Raw genomic sequence first — 19,508 nt, forward strand, 5'->3', positions numbered from 1 at the left:
GCTATCCTTCCTTGAAAACGCCGAGGCGTTCGCCGGAGTAGACGTTTTCGCGCAGCGGCCTCCACCACCATTCGTTTTCCAGGTACCAGTGCACGGTCTTCTCGATGCCGGTTTCGAAGGTCTCTTGCGCTTTCCAGCCGAGTTCGCCTTCGAGTTTCGAGGCATCGATCGCATAGCGTGCGTCGTGTCCGGGGCGATCCGTGACGTTGGTGATCAGACGTGCATGCGGTGCCTTGTCGCTGTAGACGCCGTCGAGAATAGCGCAGATGCGATGAACGACATCGATGTTCCTGCGCTCATTGCGGCCGCCCACATTGTATTTTTCGCCGGGGCGCCCTCTGGATGCAATGGTGAAGAGCGCGCGGGCGTGGTCTTCGACATAGAGCCAGTCGCGGACATTTGCGCCGTTGCCGTAAACCGGAAGAGGCTTGCCCTCCAGCGCGTTCAGGATCGTCAGCGGAATGAGCTTTTCCGGGAAATGGAACGGGCCGTAGTTGTTGGAGCAATTGGAGACGACGACGGGCAGGCCGTAGGTGCGGTGCCAGGCGATCGCCAGATGGTCGCTCGCGGCCTTGGAGGCGGAATAGGGCGAGGACGGATCGTAAGGCGTCCTCTCCTCGAACAGGCCCTCATCGCCGAGCGAGCCGTAGACCTCGTCCGTCGAGACGTGCAGAAAGCGGAAGGCACTCTTGCGGCGGGCGTCAAGCCCATCCCAATAGTGCCGTGCGACATCCAGCAGGCTGAATGTGCCGACGATGTTGGTCTGAATGAAATCGGCCGCGCCCGAGATCGAGCGGTCGACATGGCTCTCTGCCGCGAGATGCGTGACGGTATCAGGGCGGAAGGACTCGAATGCTTCCTGCATCCCGGCGCGGTCGCAGATGTCGGCGCGCAGGAATTGATAGTTCGGCGCCGATTCGACGGATGTCAGCGATGCCAGATTGCCGGCATAGGTCAGCGTGTCGACATTCATTACCTCGGCGCCGATCTCGCTGACGAGATGGCGCACCAATGCCGATCCGATGAAGCCCGCTCCGCCCGTGACCAGTATGCGCATCGTCGATCAATCCTGGGGTTGCTGTGCTGAATAGGAAAAATGGCCTGGCAGATCGGCGAGCCGCGGCAGCGTCTTGTCCTTGTCGGACGACACCATGTCTCTCTCATCGAAGGGCCAGCGAATGCCGATCACCGGATCGTTCCACGCGATGCCCCGATCATGCTGCGGGCTGTAGGGTGCGGTTACCTTGTAGCTGATGACGCTGTTCGGCTCGATCGTTGCGAATCCGTGTGCAAAACCGGCCGGTATCCAGAGCTGCTTGCCGGTCTCCGGCGAGAGCTCCTGAGCGAGCCATTTGCCGAAGCTCGGTGATCCCTCGCGAATATCGACGACGACATCCATGATCCGGCCGGCAAGGCAGCGCACCAGCTTGCCCTGTGCGAAGGGCGGGATCTGGAAATGCAGCCCCCGGACGGTGCCGGCCTGCGCCGAAAGCGATTCATTGTCCTGGATGAACGTGACGTCGGCCACATTTTCCCGGAACCAGGCATCCTTGAATACCTCGGAGAAGTAGCCGCGGTGATCGCCGAAGCGTGGCGGCGTAATTGCGACGATGCCCTCGATGGCCGCGGCCTCAATGCGCATGACGTACCTTTTCTGCGGCCTTCATCAGGCGCCAGCCTTCATGACGCTCATCAGCATGTCCGCCTGCGAGCGGCTCCGCATGGCCGCAAGGCCTGTCGCGGCAATGGCATCGCGCTCGTCGGCATCTGCGATCAGCTTGTAGCAGCGCTTGATCATGTCGTCATAGGGCTCAATTGCCAAGCCGCCGATGAAGGGTTGGAGGTCTGGATCGTTGATGTCGCCTTCCGTCAGCACGCAAACGCGATTGGCGAGCAGATAGGAAATGCGGACGATCTCGAAGACGCCGCTCGCATAATGATGGATGTTTATGACGATCTTGGCGCGGGCAATCGCCGCATCGCGTTCCGCACCATAGATGTTGAAGAGATGCGCGACCTTGAGCCCGCCGTCCTTCAGCGTCGTCAGGATATGGTGGCGGCGTTCGTTTATCGAGCCGTAGAAGAGCACTTCGATATCTTTGACGGGGGCGTGCTGTATCTGGCTGAGGCAGCGGCTATAACCGATTTCGAGGACACCGGCGTGATCAATGCCCTTGGCGGCGAGATTTTCCCGGTTGCGCGGGCTGTAGTCGAGAACCGGAAGCGATTTCAGGATCGAGGTGTAGCGCGAATTGATCCAGATGCTTTCTTCGGACACCTGCTCTAGATTGATGACGACGCTGTCCTTCGGCAGATGGCTGACGATTTCGGGGGCGAGAAGATTGCCGCCGTAGATGATCGGCGCACGGCCGGCGAATGCGTCCATGTCGCGGACGATCGGTGCCGAGCCGCCGAGTTCTTCGAAGGCGCCTTGCAAGCCGAGTGCGACTTCATCGAAGGCGTGGCTGTGATTGTAGTTTTCGGGCGTCACGATCCAGATGCAATGACGGTCCTTGTGTGCCTGCCACCCGCCGGCAAAGGGCTGCAATGCGTTGTGGAGCGGCTGCTCGATTTTCGGCGCGGCTGGCATAGCGGGCCTGTCCGTCCGTACCTGCAGCTGCTGCACCGGAGAGGCGCCTGAAGCCTGCGGAGCATGGGCGCGCATCAATTCGCGGTCGCCGATGAATTGGCCGCGCGGCATCCAGCCGGGCGGATCATCAGCCCCCCAAATCAGATGCGGCTGCTTGATGAGCGGCTGGCGGCCTTGCTGCCACGTGGTCAGGAGAGCCTCGTCACGGCTCCGTAGAAAGGCTTCCTTGGCGGCGAAGAGGCCATGCAGCAACCGGCCGAGGCGGACACCGAACTTCCATTCGAAATCGGCAACGGTCGGTACGAAGGCGGCGATCTTCAATCCGGAGGCGATGGCCTGCTGGACATAAAGCCCGAGCAGACGCTCGATCACGAAGGGGCGCATCGTCGCGTTGGCATCGCGTGAATAGTGAGCCGTGCCGGCATAGGCGGTGCCCGCGGCCGTGCCAGCGCACGCCTGGTTTTCCAGCGACTCGAGAATGCGTTCGCAAAAGGCGATATACCCGGACCAGAATTTCCGATTGCCGCAGAAATAGTTGCAGAACATGAAGGCAGTCTTGTCCTGCGGCGGCGCGATCGGATAGCCGAGCTCCTGGATATGCAGAAAGATCGGCTCCATGCCGGGGTGACCGCCAAGCAGCGAATGTTCCCAGACATTGCTGTAGATCGCCGCGTGGCCGATCAGCGGATTGTAAAGATAGGCATCCGCACCCTCTGCCCTGGCCTTTTCCGCCTCGGTGACAAAGGACGGGAAGCTCGTCACCGACTTCATCTCGAATTTGCTGGAGAGTAGCCCCCAGAACACGTCGTCGCCGAGGCCGATCGCCTCGTGATGCTGATGCAGGGTGAGGAAGAGCTCATATTCGCGGGTCGTAGCGTGCGTATTGAACGAGATGTCGAGCGGCATGGCAGCGGCATCGAGCTGACTGCGCTGCGAAGGATCGAGATAAGGCTGATAGATAATCACGGATCCCGTGCCGGCAGCCTTCTCCGTGAGAAGCGCCAGATCAGGAAGACCGGCCGGTAGAGCGGAAATGGGCTGATTGATCGTCAAGGTTTTGTCCTTCGCGAATGGTTACCGTCTGCATAGGCAATCCGCAGAACGGCAATTCGAGCCTGTTTGGTGCCTACTATTTGAGTTGAAGCTTGCGCCACACTGTTCGCAGAACTTTCGCTGATCAGCCTGGAGGGGTGTGGGAACTCGACGATCCGCAGTCAATTTCTCTAGCCAGATTTATTGGCTCAGCCGCTCCTGCTGCCAGTGCCGCAGTTGCGATGTTACGTTTGGAATTGGGCCGCTCGGTTTATACGCCGCTTTTATAGACCCCATCATTCGATACGGTAGCGATATCCCCGAACAAGGACCCAGGTAGGCTATTGCCATAGAGTTCGGCTATCCGTTTGATGAGAAGATAGCTTCCCAGACGCTCCTGGCAAAATGAGATCGCACGTTTCTGCACGGGATCTTCGGCTTGAAACGGTTGATATCGTTTCGCAAATTCAAAAGACGGCGCGACAAGGCGCACAAAAGTTTCCAGCCACCAGTCCGTCGGATACGTGCCGAGTTCAATGCCTCCTGGAACGAAAGTGCTGGAATTAAAAAAATTCAAAGCTTCGGCTTGCGTTAAACTGTTTGCTTCGATTGAGAGCGCCGTATATCTCATAAAGTCAACAATACTGTGAAAGCGTGCATAGTGTTGAGATATGTTATGGAGATTTAACGGCCGAGGTAGAAAGAAACTTTCTGAAAAAAGCGCCGGATTCTCCGGTCTTGTGATGTCTGCCTCTTCTGACGTCGTTGTATTCATCCCGGGATATTCGGGATTCGGTGTTCCTATTTTTAGTCGCGTTAGAAATTTACGATACTGCCAGATAGTAATGTTACGAGGTTTTACTGATTCTTCCGAAACGACTTTTGCAATGACTATCGTTCCAAGCGATCCCGACAATTTCGCGTGAAGCTCCTCCGGCTCACTGAAAAAATCATAACCGGCAATGACGTCCATACCCTTGTTTTCCAGAGGAAGTTTAGAATTGAGCCATATGATTTTCGAGCCCGCGGGAGGAGGGTAGCTCGGCAAATCCTTATGGCAAACAATGTAAATGGTCATATTTGTAATTAGCCTCTTATGGATGGGGCGTAAGGGGGCGAAGGTATCTGCCTCTGTGGCGACCCTAAAGCGCGTTCCTTGCGCGTAGCCGGTGCGAAGGACCCATTCGGGGATGAAGTCGGGTGCCGCAAGCTGAGGTCGTCGACATCCTTTTGCTTGAGCTTGCTGTTGCCGTTGGCGATATCGGCAAGTGTCAGCAAGCCCACAATGGCGCGCGCTGCGCTGCCCGTTTGGCGGAATTCCCTAACGCGAAAACTGAATGATCTCGCCGTTATACTGCGTGCGCGTAGTCTCGCGAAAACCGAGTTTGGCTGCGACCCTCAACGAGGCCTGGTTTTCCGGGCTGACGATGCAGCTCATCGGTTTTCCCGGGAAATAACTCTCCGCCCAGCCGATCAGGGCGGTCAGCGCCTCGGTGGCATAACCGCGGCCGTGCGCCGAGGGCATCAGAGCCCAGCCGACCTCCATCGTTCCCTCGATCGACGGCGTCATCTCCCGGCGGGATTCCATGAAACCGGCCTCGCCGATGAACCGGCCGCTCGCCTTTTCGATGATTGCAAGGAAGCCGAAGCCCATATGGTGCCACATGCCGGCAAGGCGCAGCATGCGGCTCCAGCTCTGCTCTCGCGTCGACGGTACACCGCTGATGAAGCGGACGACGTCTTCGTCCGCCCATAGCACTGCATGCATCTCGAAATCGGCGAGGCGGTGAGGGCGGAGCGTCAGCCGTTCCGTTTCGAGGGTCGGAATGTCGGTCATATCGGGTCCTTCACGCTCCGGGTTCGCCATCCCAATAGTCGAGATCGCCCTCCGGCCGTCCGATATGGCGGAAGCGCCCGGGGTTGCTATCGTCGCTGTTGGTCTTGGCCCTGTTGGTTTTGGCCAGAAACTTTCCGGAATCGGGATATTCGACGATTTCGGTCTTCGCCACCGTCGAAATGCCGAGATAAACGAGCGGTGCAGTGCCGGTATTGATGATCTGGTGCGCCGTCTCCGGCCCACCGGCCGGCGCGCCGAGCACGTCTCCCGCCTTGATCGCATGGCGCTCGTCGCCGAAGCGGTATTCGCCGGCGCCTGCTATTACATAGAAAAGCTCGTCTTCGACGTGGTGATTGTGGAAGGGGCAGCCCGATTTGCCCTGCGGCACTTCGTTGTAGCTGACACCGAGACCGGCCAAGCCGAGAAGCGTGCCGAACGAAGTATCGGCGCTTTCATAGAACTCGCCCTGTTTCCAGTGGTCGAGTTTGAGATCGGCGGTATTGATCACCGCGTTCGGTTCCGTCGCCATGATGTCCTCCTGTTGCAGGGAGAGAAGCCATCATCGCGGCGAATAATTCAATGCTTATTTGGGCCTATTTGGGCCTATCTGGCCTGGGAAATCCCCGGCATGGGCGGAGAGGAGACCGCCGCCCATGCTTTGAGCGCCGCGCACCGATGGGACGCGATGCGCTGAAGCGTCAACGGACGTAGAAGGTCAAGCTTCCGTCGGCTGCCTGTTCGGCATTGACGATGTTACGGACATCGACGCCTTCATTGTTAAGCCGATGGGCAAGCGACCTGTTGGCGTCGATCGAGGCCTGGATGCCGTGAACGGCCTGGCCGGAACGTTCCGGCGCCGAGCGCGGACCGGTCGTTTCGTCGTCGAGGTTGCGCCAGTTATGGACCTGCTCGACGTTGAAATCGTTGCCGTGGAAGCTCCTGAGTGTCTGCTCGATACCCTGGGCAGTGTTCATCCCAAGGCTTTCGGCCCGGCTGACGCCGGCAAATCCGAGGGAGGAGAGGGCGGCGGCGATAGTGATGGTGACAACGCGGTTCATGATAGTATCCTTTTCATCTGCTTTGACGGTCGACTGTCGTTGCAGGGGATCGTCTGCGTCACGACATGGAATTGGCGTTGTCCCTTTCGCGATTCAATGGGTTAAGTCACTGAAAATCCATTAAGAATTGTTCATGAATACGGCCTTTGAATTGCCGTCTTCCAGGCATCCGGAAAAGCTGATTTCAAAGGCTTGCCCGCTGACGCAGCCGTGGCGCGGCTATCCCTTTGCTGATATTTCAATTTTGGCGTTGCGGCATCGGGCGAAAGTGCTTGCCATTCCTGCGAAGGCATGTTTTGACCGCGGCCTGCCGAGTGGAAAACGCCCCGCAAAACGAAGGTGAACCATGCCGAGAGAGACCGCTCCCCATATTTTGATCGTTGAGGCCCGCTTCTACGACGACATGGCCGACGCCTTGCTCGAAGGCGCCACCTTCGCATTGGAACAGGCCGGCGCCACCTTTGAGGTCGTCACGGTTCCCGGCGCACTGGAAATTCCAGCGGCGATTGCCATGTCGCTCGATGGAGACGACAATGGTGGAACGCATTATGATGGCTATGTCGCGCTTGGCATGGTCATCCGCGGCGAGACCTATCACTTCGATATCGTATCGAATGAATCCTCGCGGGCTTTGATGGATCTTGCGGTCAGCGAGTCCCTTGCCATCGGCAACGGCATTCTGACCGTCGAAAACGACGAACAGGCATGGGCGCGTGCGCGCCGCTCGGATAAAGACAAGGGCGGATTTGCCGCTCGCGCAGCTCTGACCATGATCGAGCTGAAGCAGAAATTGGGTGCATAACGAATGAACGACGACAAGACGGAACGGCCGGTCAAGACTGCAAACCAGCGGGGCGCTGCCCGACTTGCTGCCGTTCAGGCGCTTTATCAAATGGATGTCGGCGGCACTGGTGTCCTGGAGATCGTCGCCGAATACGAGGCGCACCGTCTTGGCCAGGAACTCGACGGCGCGACCTATCTGAAGGCCGACGCCGCTTGGTTCCGTTCGATCGTCTCCGGCGTCGTGCGCGATCAGACCCATCTTGATCCGCTGATTGCTGCGGCCCTGCAGGATGATTGGGCTTTGTCGCGTCTCGACAGCACCGTGCGCGCCATCCTGCGCGCCGGCGTCTTCGAGATCACCGACCGCAAGGACGTCCCGGTGGCGGTCATCGTCACCGAATATGTCGAGATCGCCCAGGCCTTCTTCGATGACGACGAGCCGAAGCTCGTCAACGCCGTGCTCGACCGCATCGCGAAGCAGGTCCGCGGCGAGGCGAAGAAATAACTCCTTAGCCGCCAAACAATCTCCCGCCTCTTTCTTTGAACTGCAACGGTTTTTCGCCTGTTGCGGTCTTGACGCCACGTAATCGACCAAGCAATCTCCGCACCGCTTAGCTGTGGCATTTCTGTGGAGAGGAAAGGCGATTCGGCGGCGTTTTTGCCGGAGAAGGAGTGATCTCCGGCCTATGGGAGGAAAGAGCGAAATGACCATTCTTTTATGCGTAATTGCATGCGGTCTGCTCTCGGTGGTCTATGCCGCCTGGGCAACTCGGTCGGTGCTTGCCGCCGATCAGGGCAACAGCCGCATGCAGGAGATCGCGGGCTATATCCGCGAGGGCGCTCAAGCCTATTTGACGCGCCAGTACAGAACCATTGCCCTTGTTGGCGTTGTCGTTTTCATCGCAGCCTGGCTGCTTCTTTCCGCCACGGCCGCCATCGGCTTCCTGATCGGCGCTGTGCTTTCCGGGGCTGCCGGCTTCATCGGCATGCACGTCTCCGTCCGCGCCAATGTGCGCACCGCCCAGGCTGCTTCCGCGAGCCTTTCCGCCGGCCTCGACATCGCCTTCAAGTCTGGTGCGATCACCGGCATGCTGGTGGCTGGCCTGGCACTGCTCGGCGTCTCCATCTACTATACCATTTTGACCTTCGGCCTCGGCCATGAGAGCGGCTCGCGCGAAGTCGTCGATGCGCTGGTGGCGCTGGGCTTCGGTGCTTCGCTGATCTCGATCTTCGCCCGTCTCGGTGGTGGCATCTTCACCAAAGGCGCCGATGTCGGCGGCGACCTTGTCGGCAAGGTGGAAGCCGGCATTCCCGAAGACGATCCGCGCAACCCGGCAACGATTGCCGACAATGTCGGCGACAACGTCGGCGACTGCGCCGGGATGGCCGCCGACCTTTTCGAGACCTATGCGGTTTCCGTCGTCGCCACCATGGTCCTCGCTTCGATCTTCTTTGCCGGAGCGCCGATCCTCCAGTCTGCGATGATCTATCCGCTGGCGATCTGCGGTGCCTGCATCATCACCTCGATCATCGGCACCTTCTTCGTCAAGCTCGGCTCGAACGGCTCGATCATGGGCGCTCTTTACAAGGGCCTCATCGTCACCGGCCTGCTGTCGATCGTCGGTCTCGGCGCCGCCACCTCGCTGACGGTCGGCTGGGGCTCGCTCGGCACGGTCGGCGGCGTCGACATTTCAGGCGCGCACCTCTTCTTCTGCGGCATCGTCGGCCTCGTCGTCACCGCGCTGATCGTGGTGATCACCGAATATTATACCGGCACCGGCAAGCGTCCGGTCGTCTCGATCGCCCAGGCCTCGGTCACCGGTCACGGCACCAATGTCATCCAGGGCCTGGCCGTCTCGCTGGAATCGACGGCACTGCCGGCGATCGTCATCGTCGGCGGCATTCTCGCCACCTACCAGCTCGGCGGCCTTTTCGGCACCGGCATTGCGGTCACGGCGATGCTGGGTATTGCCGGGATGATCGTCGCCCTCGACGCATTCGGACCGGTGACGGACAATGCCGGCGGTATCGCCGAAATGTCGCATCTACCGCCGGAAGTGCGTAAATCTACGGATGCGCTCGATGCTGTCGGCAATACGACCAAAGCCGTCACCAAGGGTTATGCCATCGGTTCCGCCGGCCTCGGCGCACTGGTTCTTTTCGCAGCCTACTCCTACGACCTCAAATATTTTGCGGCGAATGGCGACAAGTTCCCTTATTTCGCCGGCATAGGCGAAATTTCCTTCGATCTTTCCAACCCCTATGTCGTGGCGGGATTGATCTTCGGCGGTCTCATTCCCTACCTCTTCGGCGGCATCGCAATGACCGCCGTCGGCCGTGCGGCCGGTGCGATCGTCGAGGAAGTTCGCCGTCAGTTCAAGGAAAAACCGGGCATCATGGAGGGCACGGAAAAGCCGGATTACGGCAGGGCCGTCGACCTTCTGACCAAGGCCGCCATCCGCGAGATGATCGTGCCGTCGCTGTTGCCGGTGCTGGCGCCGATCGTCGTCTATTTCGGCGTTCTTCTCATCTCCGGCTCCAAAGCCTCGGCCTTTGCTGCGCTCGGCGCATCGCTGCTTGGCGTCATTATCAACGGCCTCTTCGTCGCCATTTCGATGACATCGGGTGGCGGCGCCTGGGACAATGCCAAGAAGAGCTTCGAGGATGGTTTCGTCGACAAGGACGGCGTGCGTCACATGAAGGGCTCGGATGCGCACAAGGCCTCGGTCACTGGCGATACCGTCGGCGATCCCTACAAGGACACCGCCGGCCCCGCCGTCAACCCGGCGATCAAGATCACCAACATCGTTGCGCTGCTGCTGCTCGCCGTTCTCGCCGGTTGAGCCATCGTGTGCAGGCACCGCGGTTCGCCGCGGCGCCTGACACGGAGAAGAACGCTGTAACGCCTTGAATTATGAAGTAAAAAACCCGCCGGAGCTGCTCCGGCGGGTTTTCGTATGAGGTGTATTCGATCAGCGCAGGCTGCTTGGGTTCTGCGGCGTACCGCCGGCGCCACCGCCGAACAGGCTGCGGGCAGCGCTCGCGGCACTGCCGCCGGAGAGCATCTGCTGCAGGAAGGTGAGTTCCTTGCCGCCGGTCGGCGTGACGCGCCCGACCGTGTCGAACACCTTGCCGTCCTGCAGGGTATAGTTGGCGCGGCGACTGACGACGCCGTCCTTGTCGAAATAGACCGCCAGAACGCTCTGATCGACGACTTTCAGTTTCTGGAAGGCGACCGCACGCGTGCGTCGCTGCGAAATGTAATAGAAGACTTCACCGTCGAAGGTCGCCGTCGTCGACGGGGTGCCGAGCGAAAGCAGCACCTGCTCGCGGCTCGAGCCCTCCGGAACGAGGTTCAGCGACTGCTGGTCGGCGACATATCCGCCATTGAGCACGGTGCTGGTCTGGCAACCGGAAAGAGCGGTGGTGGAGGCGATTATGAAGGCAATGGCCGCACTGCTGAAGAATTTCACGTCAGACTTGAAATACCGTTTCTTCAACGACATCTACTCCCTTGAGTATCGATAGCAGCCATTTTGGGCCTTGCACGCTTTACCTCCTGCAAAACCATTGTGGCCATTCCGGGTCAAATGTCCCGAATTCGCTTCGCTGACGCATCGAAGGCGTCGTCCCGAAACTGGCCATGATCGGCATTGCAATTCGCGCCTGCTTCGGTAAACCAGCTTTCGAAATCATGCAACAAGGCCAGAGGCCAGCCGGCGTGAAGAATGAGGCATTTCCGGAAAAAACAATGATCTTCGGGCTCTTCCGTAAGAAAAACAACAATCAAGCAATCGTCGACAGGCAATATGCGGCGCTGACGGCGGCCGCGCGCATGCCTGAGATTTATCAGCGGCTCAATGTGCCGGACACGGTCATGGGCCGTTTCGAGATGCTGTCGATCGTCATGATTCTATTTTTTCGCCGCACGCGTGCTTCCGGCACCAGCGGCCAGGAGATCGCCCAGGAGATCGTCGACGCTTTCTTCCAGGATATCGACTATTCGATCCGTGAACTCGGCATCGGCGACAACAGCGTGCCGAAGCGGATGAAGAAGCTCGCCGGCATGTTTTATGGCCGCCTCGAAGCCTATTCGAAGGCGATGGACACGGGCGATGCCGAAGCGCTCTCTGGGGCACTCACGCGCAATATCTACCCGGAAAGCTCGGCACCGGCCGATATGTCCGGCCTCGCCGGGTGGATGATCGCCGCGGAAGCGCATTTATCCGCCATTGCCGAAGAGGAGATCGCCACCGGTTCGGCAGCGCTCCCACCGGTCGCCACCCCACCGGTCACTTGGCCACCGGTCGATTGAAGGAGGAAACGATGAAGAACAATCGGGACAATGTTCCCTTCTCCTATCACGTCAAGGTCGGCCATATCTCGGCCAACCCCGTCGAGGTCCACGTCGAGGCAGACGCCAAGGAACTGAAGGGGCTTGCCGAGACCTGGAACATTGTCTCGGTCGACAATCTCAGCGCCGACCTGCAGATCGCCCGCTGGAAACGCGACGGCGTGCGCATCAAGGGCCGCGTAAAGGCGAAGCTCGTCCAGTCCTGCGTCATTACGCTGGAACCGGTCGAATCCGCCATCGACGAGAGCTTCGAGCAGATCTTCGTGCCGGACGGCTCCAAGCTTGCCCGCCAGGCCGGTAATGACGCCGGCGAGATGTTGCTCGATCCGGACGGCCCTGATCTGCCCGAGACCTTTGTCGGCGATACGATCGATGCCGGCGAGTTGGTTGTCGAATTTGCCGCTCTGGCGATCGATCCCTATCCGCGCAAGAAGGACATCGAATTCGACGGCCATATCGAGGATGGCGGCGAAGACGACAAAAAGCCCTCGGCTTTCGCTGCCCTCAAGGATTGGAAAAAGGACTGAAGCGTCTCTGGCATTTGACATAATTCAGTTGTAAGCGACGCCAAAACCGGTATTTTGGCCGAAATTTCGCCATCGGCGAAAAGAAGGATCAGGGACGCGTGATCAGAATATCTCTCGACCTCATGGGTGGCGACTTTGGTCCCCAGGTTGTCATTCCCGGCGCCGCCAAGGCGTTGGATCGGCATCCGGATATTTCCTTCGTTTTCTACGGTCTCAAGGAACAGTGCGATCCGGTTCTCGCCAAGTTTCCGAAGCTTAGGGAAAAATCGCTCTTTCACGATTGCGAGCTTGCCGTCAGCATGGAGGAGAAGCCGAGCCAGGCGCTTCGCCGCGGCCGCTACATCTCCACCATGTGGCGCTCGATCGAGGCGGTGAAGACGGGGGAGGCCGATGTTGCGGTCTCGGCCGGCAATACCGGGGCGCTGATGGCGATGGCGAAGTTCTGTCTGCGCACGATGGCCAATATCGAGCGCCCTGCGATCGCCGCGATCTGGCCGACGCTTAAAGGGGAGAGCATCGTGCTCGACGTCGGTGCGACGATCGGCGCCGATGCCCAGCAACTGATGGATTTTGCTCTGATGGGCGGCGCCATGGCGCGGGCGCTGTTCGAGGTCGAACGTCCTACGGTCGGCCTTCTGAACGTCGGCGTCGAGGAAATGAAAGGCCAGGAAGAGGTCAAGGAAGCCGGTCGGCTGTTGCGCGAGGCAAACATCGATTCGCTTGAATATTCCGGCTTTGTCGAGGGCAACGACCTTGGCAAGGGCACGGTCGACGTCGTCGTCACCGAAGGGTTTTCCGGCAATATCGCTCTGAAGACCGCTGAAGGCACCGCCAAGCAGATCGGTGAATATCTGCGTGCCGCCATGTCGCGCACGCTGCTCGCCCGCATTGGCTACCTCTTCGCCAAAAGCGCCTTCGACATGCTCCGCGAGAAGCTCGATCCGAGCAAGGTCAATGGCGGCGTGTTTCTCGGCCTGAACGGCATCGTCATCAAGAGCCATGGCGGGGCGAATGCCGAAGGCATCGCCGCGGCCATCGAAGTCGGCTACGACATGGCCAAGAACGGCCTCAATCAGAAAATAGAAAACGATCTTAAGAAATATCATGCCAAGCGGCTGCCCCCCATGGGCCCGGAAGCTGCATGAGCAATGGGGTTCAATCGACTATGATCCGTTCAGTGGTTCGCGGGTTCGGAGCCGCACTTCCGAAGCGCGTGATGACCAATGGTGACATGGAGGCGATCGTCGACACGTCAGACGAATGGATCGTCCAGCGCACCGGCATCCGCCAGCGTTATCTCGCTGGCGATGACGAGACGACGGCGTCGCTCGGCGAGGCCGCGGCGCGCGCAGCCCTTGCCAATGGCGGCCTGACGCCTGATGATATCGATCTCATCATCTGTGCCACCTCGACGCCGGATAACACCTTTCCGGCAACCTCGGTCAATATCCAGAACCGCCTCGGCATGAGTCACGGCTTCGCCTTCGACGTCCAGGCCGTCTGCACTGGTTTCGTCTATGCGGTGACGACGGCGGACGCCTATATCCGCGGCGGGCTTGCAAAGCGCGTTCTCGTCATCGGCGCCGAGACTTTTTCGCGCATTCTCGACTGGAACGACCGCACCACCTGCGTGCTTTTCGGCGACGGCGCCGGCGCGATCGTGCTCGAAGCGACCGAGGGCGAGGGGACTGTTGCCGATCGCGGCGTGCTGACCGCGCATCTGCGCTCGGACGGCTCTCACAAGGAAAAACTCTATGTCGATGGCGGACCGTCGACGACGGGCACCGTCGGCAAGCTGCGCATGGAAGGCCGCGAGGTCTTCAAATATGCCGTCGGCATGATCACCGATGTCATTCAGGCGGCTTTCGATTCGACCGGCACGACAGCCGATGACCTCGATTGGCTGGTGCCGCACCAAGCCAATCGGCGCATCATCGACGGTTCGGCCAAGAAGCTGAATATCGATGCGGCGAAGGTCGTCATCACAGTCGATCTGCACGGCAATACCTCGGCGGCCTCGATCCCGCTTGCACTTGCGACCGCTGCTGGCGATGGCCGCATCAAGAAGGGCGACCTGGTGATGCTCGAAGCGATGGGCGGCGGCTTCACCTGGGGCGCCGTTCTGCTGCGCTGGTAGGCACGAATCCTAAAAAACTGGCGGCGAACAAGAGCTTGACCGTAAGGCGCAAGACAAATACTCTTCATGCGATTTCACAAAATATTTGTAGTGGGCGGGGAAACCATGACCGGAAAAACAGTGACGCGAGCAGACCTGGCGGAATCCGTTTTCCGAAAGGTCGGGCTTTCCCGGACCGAATCTGCGGAACTTGTGGAAACCGTCATCGACGAAGTTTGCAACGCCATCGTGCGTGGTGAAACCGTCAAGCTTTCCTCCTTCGCCACCTTCCAGGTGCGCGACAAGAACGAGCGGATCGGCCGCAACCCGAAGACTGGCGAAGAGGTTCCGATTTCCCCGCGTCGGGTCATGACCTTCAAGGCGTCGAACGTGCTGAAGACGCGCATCCTCAAGGCGCATGTGTCTCGCAAGGTCAAGCTGAAGCCGCAGAATCCGGCCTCTTGATCATCTGCTTCCCGTTTCTAAACAGCATTTTTTCTCTCCGCACTGTCCTGCGTTGTGCGCAACGTCGACACATGACTTGAATTGTCGGCGCCAAACCGTTGAAATATGATGAGTCGCCGTAGGATCGAGCCGCGAGGTCGCGTAGCAGCATGACGTTGGACAAGAGCCCCGATGCCTTTCGCACCATCAGCGAAGTCGCAGACGATCTTGATCTGCCGCAGCATGTGCTGCGCTTCTGGGAGACGCGTTTTCCCCAGATAAAGCCGATGAAGCGCGGCGGTGGCCGTCGTTACTACCGGCCCGAGGATGTGGATCTCCTCAAGGGCATCCGGCATTTGCTCTATGATCATGGCTATACGATCAAGGGCGTGCAGAAGCTTTTGAAGACCAACGGCAACAAGTTCGTCATATCCGTCGGCCACGGCGATCTTGCCAGCGTCGAGGCGCTTGCGTCGGGCGTCCAGGAGGCTATTGCCGGTGAACCGCGCGTCGGCATGGCCGATGAAGACCAGATTGTCGGCCGTGCCAAGGCGCCGATTACCCGCCGCTTCTTCAACTTTGTGGCTGGCGACGACGAGCAGGAAGTCTCGATTGGCAAGTCGAGCGTCGGCAAGGAAGACCGGGCATTGCTGCAGGAAGCGCTCTACGACCTGCTGGAATGCAAACGCCTGCTCGATCAGGTGCGCTGACCAGAAAACAACTCTTTGCATTTATGCATCGTTAACCCGGAACCGCAGCCCACGTCCGGGCGACATGCATTAGGCTTCGGTAAGCCGCTTCATCGCCTGTTCGAGTTCGCTGAGCTGGAAGGGTTTTTGCAGTACGGGCAATGTGCTTGGGCTGCTGCCAGCAGGGGCGGCGCCATATCCCGTCGCGTAGATATAGGGTTTGCCGCGTTCGTCGAGCAGTTTTGCAACCGGCAGCGAACTCTGCCCTGCAAGCGAGACATCCAGAATTGCAGCGTCGAACTCCGTCTCCCTGGCTGTTGTCAGCGCCCGTTCCAGATCGGGCGCACTGGCGCAAACCCGGTAGCCGAGATCGGCGAGCATGTCCTCAAGTAACATTGCAATCAGCGCGTCGTCTTCGACGATGAATATGTCTTTCATGTTCCCATCCACCCATTCCCCTTGCTGGGCATGGAAATATGTGGACCCCTTGCACGGCTCGTCAAGGTGTCGTGGCCGGCAGTGCGAGAATCAACATATTGCCGGGTGAAATTCGATGTGTAAAAGCTGGGATGCCGTTTGCGCAACGGCTCCTGCATAATTCCTTAAATCCGAATCGGTTCAAAGATAAAATCATGCGGAAAATGAAAGAGTTACAGCCTCCTTTGCGCATCTGAAAGACGCGCGGCGCTGTAAGAAGGGATCTGGAATGGATTTGCTGAGTGCCACGGATTGGCTGCGTCATAGGCCGGGTTATACATATCCGCTGGCCGTTGCCTTCGTTGGCCTGACTTTTCTTCTGAGGCTTGCCGCCAGCGACTATCTCTCCGGCTTCCCCTTCTTGAGCTTCCTCCCGGCGATATTGCTGGCGAGTTTTATAGGCGGCGCAGGGCCGGGCCTTGTCGCGGCCATACTTGCCGCTTTCATCGTTCAGCAGTTTTTCGTCGAGCCGCACAATATCTTCTGGCCGGTCAGCGCCGGCCAATGGGTTGGTCTCTCAACCTATCTCGTCAATGCCGCGATCATCATCGGCCTAATGGAGACGATCATTATCGCGCATGGCCGGCAGAGCCGCCTCCGCAGTGAGCTCAACAGTTTCAACACGCGCCTCGAACACACGGTGGTCCAGCGCACCGCCGAGCTCCGGCACGAGATGGAAGAAAACGCAGCCGCTCAGGCGCAGGTGCGCCAGCTGCAGAAGATGGAGACGATCGGTCAGCTGACAGGCGGGGTCGCCCACGATTTCAACAACATGCTGGCGATCATCATCGGCAACCTCGATCTTGCCCAGCGGCGCCTCACCGGAAGCGAGGACCCCCGCATGCTGCATTCGATCCAGAATGCCAAAGACGGCGCCCAGAGGGCCGCGGTACTGACCGCCCGTCTTCTCGCTTTCTCGCGCCAGCAGCCGCTCGCCCCTGAGGTGATCGACCTCAACAAACTGGTCGGCGGCATGTCGGAGCTGCTGCGCCGTACACTCGGCGAGCAGATCCGGATCGAGACCGTGCTTGCCGGCGGCCTCTGGCCGAGTTTTGCCGATCTGAGTCAGCTTGAGAACGCTATTCTGAACCTTGCCGTCAACGCCCGCGACGCCATGCCTGGCGGCGGACATCTGACGATCGAGACCGCCAATACCGAACTCGATGAGCGATATTCCCGGATGCATTCGGAGGTCGAGGCCGGCCAATATGTGATGATCAGCATGACCGACACCGGCACTGGCATGTCGCCTGATGTAATCGAGCGGGCGTTCGATCCGTTCTACACCACCAAGGGACCCGGCAAGGGCACCGGTCTCGGCCTCAGCCAAGTTTACGGCTACATCAAGCAGAGCGGCGGCCACATCAAGATCTATTCGGAGATCGACAGGGGCACGACGGTGAAGATCTATCTTCCGCGTCGTGTCGGGGCGACCGAACCTCGGTTGACTGCGGCCGGCGCCCAGCCTATCCCCCAGGGCAGCGTCAACGATACGATCCTGGTGGTGGAGGATGATGAGAACGTCCGCACCATGACCGCCGAAAGCCTGCATGAACTCGGTTACACCGTGTTGCAGGCGGCAAGCGGGATGGAAGCGCTTCTCGTTCTGGAAGAAAATCGGGAAGTCGACCTGGTCTTTACCGATATCGTCATGCCGCAAATGACCGGACGCCAGCTGGCCGATATCGTCCAGAAAAAATGGCCGGCGATCCGGATACTCTACACAACGGGCTATACCCGCAATGCCATCGTTCATAACGGGGTGCTCGATCACGGCGTCTCCTTGCTCGCCAAGCCCTTCAGCCTGGAGCAACTCGCCCACAAGATCCGCGAACTCCTGAATGCGCCGGCAAGGACGGAAGGCGAGCGGACGTGAAGCCGCCAGAGTATGATGCCGAAAGTTAGGCCCACCGGGCCTAAAATCATCCTGTTCTAGGCAACCGCACCACTATTGCCGATCGCTTTATTCCAGCACCTGGATCACACGGTGCGTCTTCGGCTCGACGATGACACGCCGCTCATTGACGACCGTATAGCCGTAGCCGTCCATATCCGGCACGGTGTGCACTTCCACCGTATCGGGCAGCGTCGCACCGACGGCGATATCGCCTTCATAGACGACGGATGGCGTGTTTTGCTCCATCACATAGGTGCGCACCTCGCCCGGCAACACGACGGAGCCGGTCGCTGCGGGATCGGTGACGATGACGGTGCTCTGCGCGAAGGCGGCGGAGCCGATGGTCAGCATGGCGGCCGCAGCCAGCATGATCTTGCGCATGGAATGTTCTCCTTGTTCAACCTGAGACATCAACGCAACGCCGCCCATGCGGCATAGTTCCCGTGTTGCCTTCGCGAGTGCGGAAGCAGGCGCAATCTCGGCAATTCAGTTGTTGCTAAATAAATTTATGCACCATACGGTTGAGCTGTTCGAATCACGTTCAATGCGAGTTCGTTCAGCGGCACCTGCGGCGGGTTCTTTACTCTTCGTTAACCATGTTGGCGATTTATACCCTGTGAACGGCCGGTTGGTCGTTGATTCGAAGGTCCGTCGCGTTTCGGCTTGCGAATGGATATCTGGAAAGACGATTGCGGCGGCTCGAGACATGCGTTTGCGGAAGACGATATCGCTGGTGGCTGTGGCGGGCATGATGGCCGGCTGCACGTCGACGGGCGGTGTGCGCCAGCCCTCCGGACCGGAGACCGTGGCGCCTGAAAAGGCGCTGGTCCTGCCACCGCCGGGCGGCCCGTCGATCGTCAGCGTCGTCGAGCGTAAGCGTGGCAATGGCGTCGAGCAGACGATCTCGCTGTTTACCTCATCCTCCGTGCCAGGCCAGAACTTCCTGAATGTCCAGTTTTTTGGCGCGTCCGGGGCCAATCCCGGCACCGGCAATGCCGGCTACAGCATGATCAACGAGAGCGGCATTAGCCGCGAGGTGGCGCGTTCGGCCCCCGGTGTGCCGATGGCGACGTCGGCGACCTTCCTGCAGAACGCCTATGGACCCTTCGGTTATGCCTCCGGCCGCAGCCGTGGCGGCGACAGCTGCATCTTTGCCTGGCAGCAGATCCGCTCGAGTGCGGCCGCCAATACTCAGGCGCGCAATTTCGGCATGATCCAGCTGCGCCTGCGTCTCTGCGATGCGAACGCCAGCGAACGTCAGCTGCTCGGCATCGTCTATGGCTATACCATATCGGGCACTTTGGACGGGGTGATCTGGAACCCTTACGGCAATCCGCCGCCGGCCGATGTTGCGCTCGGACGCACCGGCGCGCCGATTTATCCTGACGAGGGCGGCTATCGCGCCAGCCCGATGCCGATCGGCTATGAGCCGGCGCCTGCCATTGTCAGCCGGCCGCGGGCAGTTCCGGCCCGCAGCGCTTCGCCACCGGCGCAAGGCGCCGCACCGATGCCGGCGCCCATCGGCCCGCGCGTGCCGCTGCCGGGTGACGCGCCTCAGGCGAGGGTAACGCCGGATGCGGCAGCCGCGCCGGACGAACAAGCTGGACGAACTGCAAGGGCGATCGGCGTCACCGTGCCGTCGCCAGACTGTATAGGCGACGCGGCCATGACGGCCGCCTGCCGGAGATAATCAGCATGCCCGGG

General features: G+C 59.7%; 21 protein-coding genes and 1 pseudogene. 12 read left to right on the forward strand and 10 right to left on the reverse strand.

Going from position 1 to position 19,508, the window contains the following annotated elements; translation table 11 throughout:
* Position 1: 1 nt before the first annotated feature.
* The 7 genes and pseudogenes from rfbB to HJB89_RS09835 all read right to left on the reverse strand — a co-directional run bounded on the left by rfbB (position 2) and on the right by HJB89_RS09835 (position 6,517).
* Complete coding sequence (gene rfbB / locus HJB89_RS09805; protein WP_221149662.1) at positions 2-1,057, reverse strand: dTDP-glucose 4,6-dehydratase; 1,056 nt, start codon at positions 1,055-1,057, stop codon at positions 2-4.
* 6 nt (positions 1,058-1,063) lie between these two features.
* Positions 1,064-1,642, reverse strand: a complete 579-nt coding sequence (rfbC, locus tag HJB89_RS09810; protein WP_221149664.1) for a dTDP-4-dehydrorhamnose 3,5-epimerase — start codon at positions 1,640-1,642, stop codon at positions 1,064-1,066.
* Positions 1,632-3,643: pseudogene (locus HJB89_RS09815) on the reverse strand (glycosyltransferase family 1 protein). The gene rfbC and the pseudogene HJB89_RS09815 overlap by 11 nt, the downstream one beginning before the upstream one ends.
* 250 nt (positions 3,644-3,893) lie before the next feature.
* Positions 3,894-4,700 (reverse strand): hypothetical protein, encoded by an 807-nt coding sequence (locus tag HJB89_RS09820; protein WP_221149666.1) that lies wholly within the window; start codon positions 4,698-4,700, stop codon positions 3,894-3,896.
* A 243-nt stretch (positions 4,701-4,943) separates the two neighbouring features.
* Positions 4,944-5,459 carry a GNAT family N-acetyltransferase gene (locus HJB89_RS09825; RefSeq protein WP_207583731.1) on the reverse strand — a complete coding sequence of 172 codons (516 nt, stop codon included), beginning with the start codon at positions 5,457-5,459 and terminating at the stop codon, positions 4,944-4,946.
* 10 nt (positions 5,460-5,469) lie between these two features.
* Complete coding sequence (locus HJB89_RS09830; protein WP_221149667.1) at positions 5,470-5,988, reverse strand: cupin domain-containing protein; 519 nt, start codon at positions 5,986-5,988, stop codon at positions 5,470-5,472.
* A gap of 169 nt (positions 5,989-6,157) precedes the next feature.
* On the reverse strand, positions 6,158-6,517 hold the full coding sequence (locus tag HJB89_RS09835; protein WP_221131517.1) for a hypothetical protein: 360 nt from the start codon (positions 6,515-6,517) through the stop codon (positions 6,158-6,160).
* 133 nt (positions 6,518-6,650) lie between these two features.
* On the opposite strand from HJB89_RS09835, the gene HJB89_RS09840 reads away from it, so the two are divergent.
* The 4 genes from HJB89_RS09840 (at position 6,651) to HJB89_RS09855 (ending at position 10,143) form a co-directional block, all read left to right on the forward strand.
* Positions 6,651-6,860: a hypothetical protein gene (locus tag HJB89_RS09840; RefSeq protein WP_221131518.1), complete on the forward strand. Its 210-nt coding sequence runs from the start codon at positions 6,651-6,653 to the stop codon at positions 6,858-6,860.
* A gap of 3 nt (positions 6,861-6,863) precedes the next feature.
* A complete protein-coding gene (gene ribH / locus HJB89_RS09845; RefSeq protein WP_003574043.1) occupies positions 6,864-7,319 on the forward strand; it encodes a 6,7-dimethyl-8-ribityllumazine synthase in 456 nt (151 codons plus the stop codon).
* Between the two features lie 3 nt (positions 7,320-7,322).
* Positions 7,323-7,805: a transcription antitermination factor NusB gene (nusB, locus tag HJB89_RS09850; RefSeq protein ID WP_207583734.1), complete on the forward strand. Its 483-nt coding sequence runs from the start codon at positions 7,323-7,325 to the stop codon at positions 7,803-7,805.
* Positions 7,806-8,004: 199 nt separating this feature from the next.
* A complete protein-coding gene (locus tag HJB89_RS09855; protein WP_207583735.1) occupies positions 8,005-10,143 on the forward strand; it encodes a sodium-translocating pyrophosphatase in 2,139 nt (712 codons plus the stop codon).
* 129 nt (positions 10,144-10,272) lie between these two features.
* On the opposite strand, the gene HJB89_RS09860 is transcribed toward HJB89_RS09855, so the two are convergent.
* On the reverse strand, positions 10,273-10,806 hold the full coding sequence (locus HJB89_RS09860; protein ID WP_207583736.1) for an outer membrane protein assembly factor BamE: 534 nt from the start codon (positions 10,804-10,806) through the stop codon (positions 10,273-10,275).
* Positions 10,807-10,943: 137 nt separating this feature from the next.
* Here HJB89_RS09860 and HJB89_RS09865 point away from each other — a divergent pair, with 137 nt between their 5' ends.
* The 6 genes from HJB89_RS09865 to HJB89_RS09890 all read left to right on the forward strand — a co-directional run bounded on the left by HJB89_RS09865 (position 10,944) and on the right by HJB89_RS09890 (position 15,451).
* Entirely contained in the window at positions 10,944-11,615 is a 672-nt protein-coding gene (locus HJB89_RS09865) for a ubiquinol-cytochrome C chaperone family protein (protein WP_221139881.1), read from the forward strand.
* 11 nt (positions 11,616-11,626) lie between these two features.
* Positions 11,627-12,181: a DUF177 domain-containing protein gene (locus tag HJB89_RS09870; protein WP_221149668.1), complete on the forward strand. Its 555-nt coding sequence runs from the start codon at positions 11,627-11,629 to the stop codon at positions 12,179-12,181.
* A 98-nt stretch (positions 12,182-12,279) separates the two neighbouring features.
* A complete protein-coding gene (plsX, locus tag HJB89_RS09875) occupies positions 12,280-13,326 on the forward strand; it encodes a phosphate acyltransferase PlsX (RefSeq protein WP_164008837.1) in 1,047 nt (348 codons plus the stop codon).
* Between the two features lie 20 nt (positions 13,327-13,346).
* Complete coding sequence (locus HJB89_RS09880; protein WP_207584282.1) at positions 13,347-14,318, forward strand: beta-ketoacyl-ACP synthase III; 972 nt, start codon at positions 13,347-13,349, stop codon at positions 14,316-14,318.
* A 105-nt stretch (positions 14,319-14,423) separates the two neighbouring features.
* Positions 14,424-14,762 carry an integration host factor subunit alpha gene (locus tag HJB89_RS09885; RefSeq protein WP_003574027.1) on the forward strand — a complete coding sequence of 113 codons (339 nt, stop codon included), beginning with the start codon at positions 14,424-14,426 and terminating at the stop codon, positions 14,760-14,762.
* A 149-nt stretch (positions 14,763-14,911) separates the two neighbouring features.
* Entirely contained in the window at positions 14,912-15,451 is a 540-nt protein-coding gene (locus HJB89_RS09890) for a MerR family transcriptional regulator (RefSeq protein ID WP_207583739.1), read from the forward strand.
* Positions 15,452-15,520: 69 nt separating this feature from the next.
* On the opposite strand, the gene HJB89_RS09895 is transcribed toward HJB89_RS09890, so the two are convergent.
* Positions 15,521-15,868 (reverse strand): response regulator, encoded by a 348-nt coding sequence (locus HJB89_RS09895; RefSeq protein WP_207583740.1) that lies wholly within the window; start codon positions 15,866-15,868, stop codon positions 15,521-15,523.
* 268 nt (positions 15,869-16,136) lie between these two features.
* On the opposite strand from HJB89_RS09895, the gene HJB89_RS09900 reads away from it, so the two are divergent.
* On the forward strand, positions 16,137-17,783 hold the full coding sequence (locus HJB89_RS09900) for an ATP-binding protein (RefSeq protein WP_221149669.1): 1,647 nt from the start codon (positions 16,137-16,139) through the stop codon (positions 17,781-17,783).
* An 87-nt stretch (positions 17,784-17,870) separates the two neighbouring features.
* Here the strand turns inward: HJB89_RS09900 and HJB89_RS09905 are convergent, their stop codons facing one another.
* Complete coding sequence (locus HJB89_RS09905; protein ID WP_207583742.1) at positions 17,871-18,185, reverse strand: DUF1236 domain-containing protein; 315 nt, start codon at positions 18,183-18,185, stop codon at positions 17,871-17,873.
* A gap of 325 nt (positions 18,186-18,510) precedes the next feature.
* Between HJB89_RS09905 and bcsN the strand changes: the two genes are divergently transcribed.
* Positions 18,511-19,494 carry a cellulose biosynthesis protein BcsN gene (gene bcsN, locus HJB89_RS09910; protein ID WP_221149670.1) on the forward strand — a complete coding sequence of 328 codons (984 nt, stop codon included), beginning with the start codon at positions 18,511-18,513 and terminating at the stop codon, positions 19,492-19,494.
* Positions 19,495-19,508 lie beyond the last annotated feature (14 nt).

Source organism: Rhizobium sp. NZLR8, from assembly GCF_019685025.1.
In the GTDB taxonomy this organism is placed as follows: Bacteria; Pseudomonadota; Alphaproteobacteria; order Rhizobiales; family Rhizobiaceae; genus Rhizobium.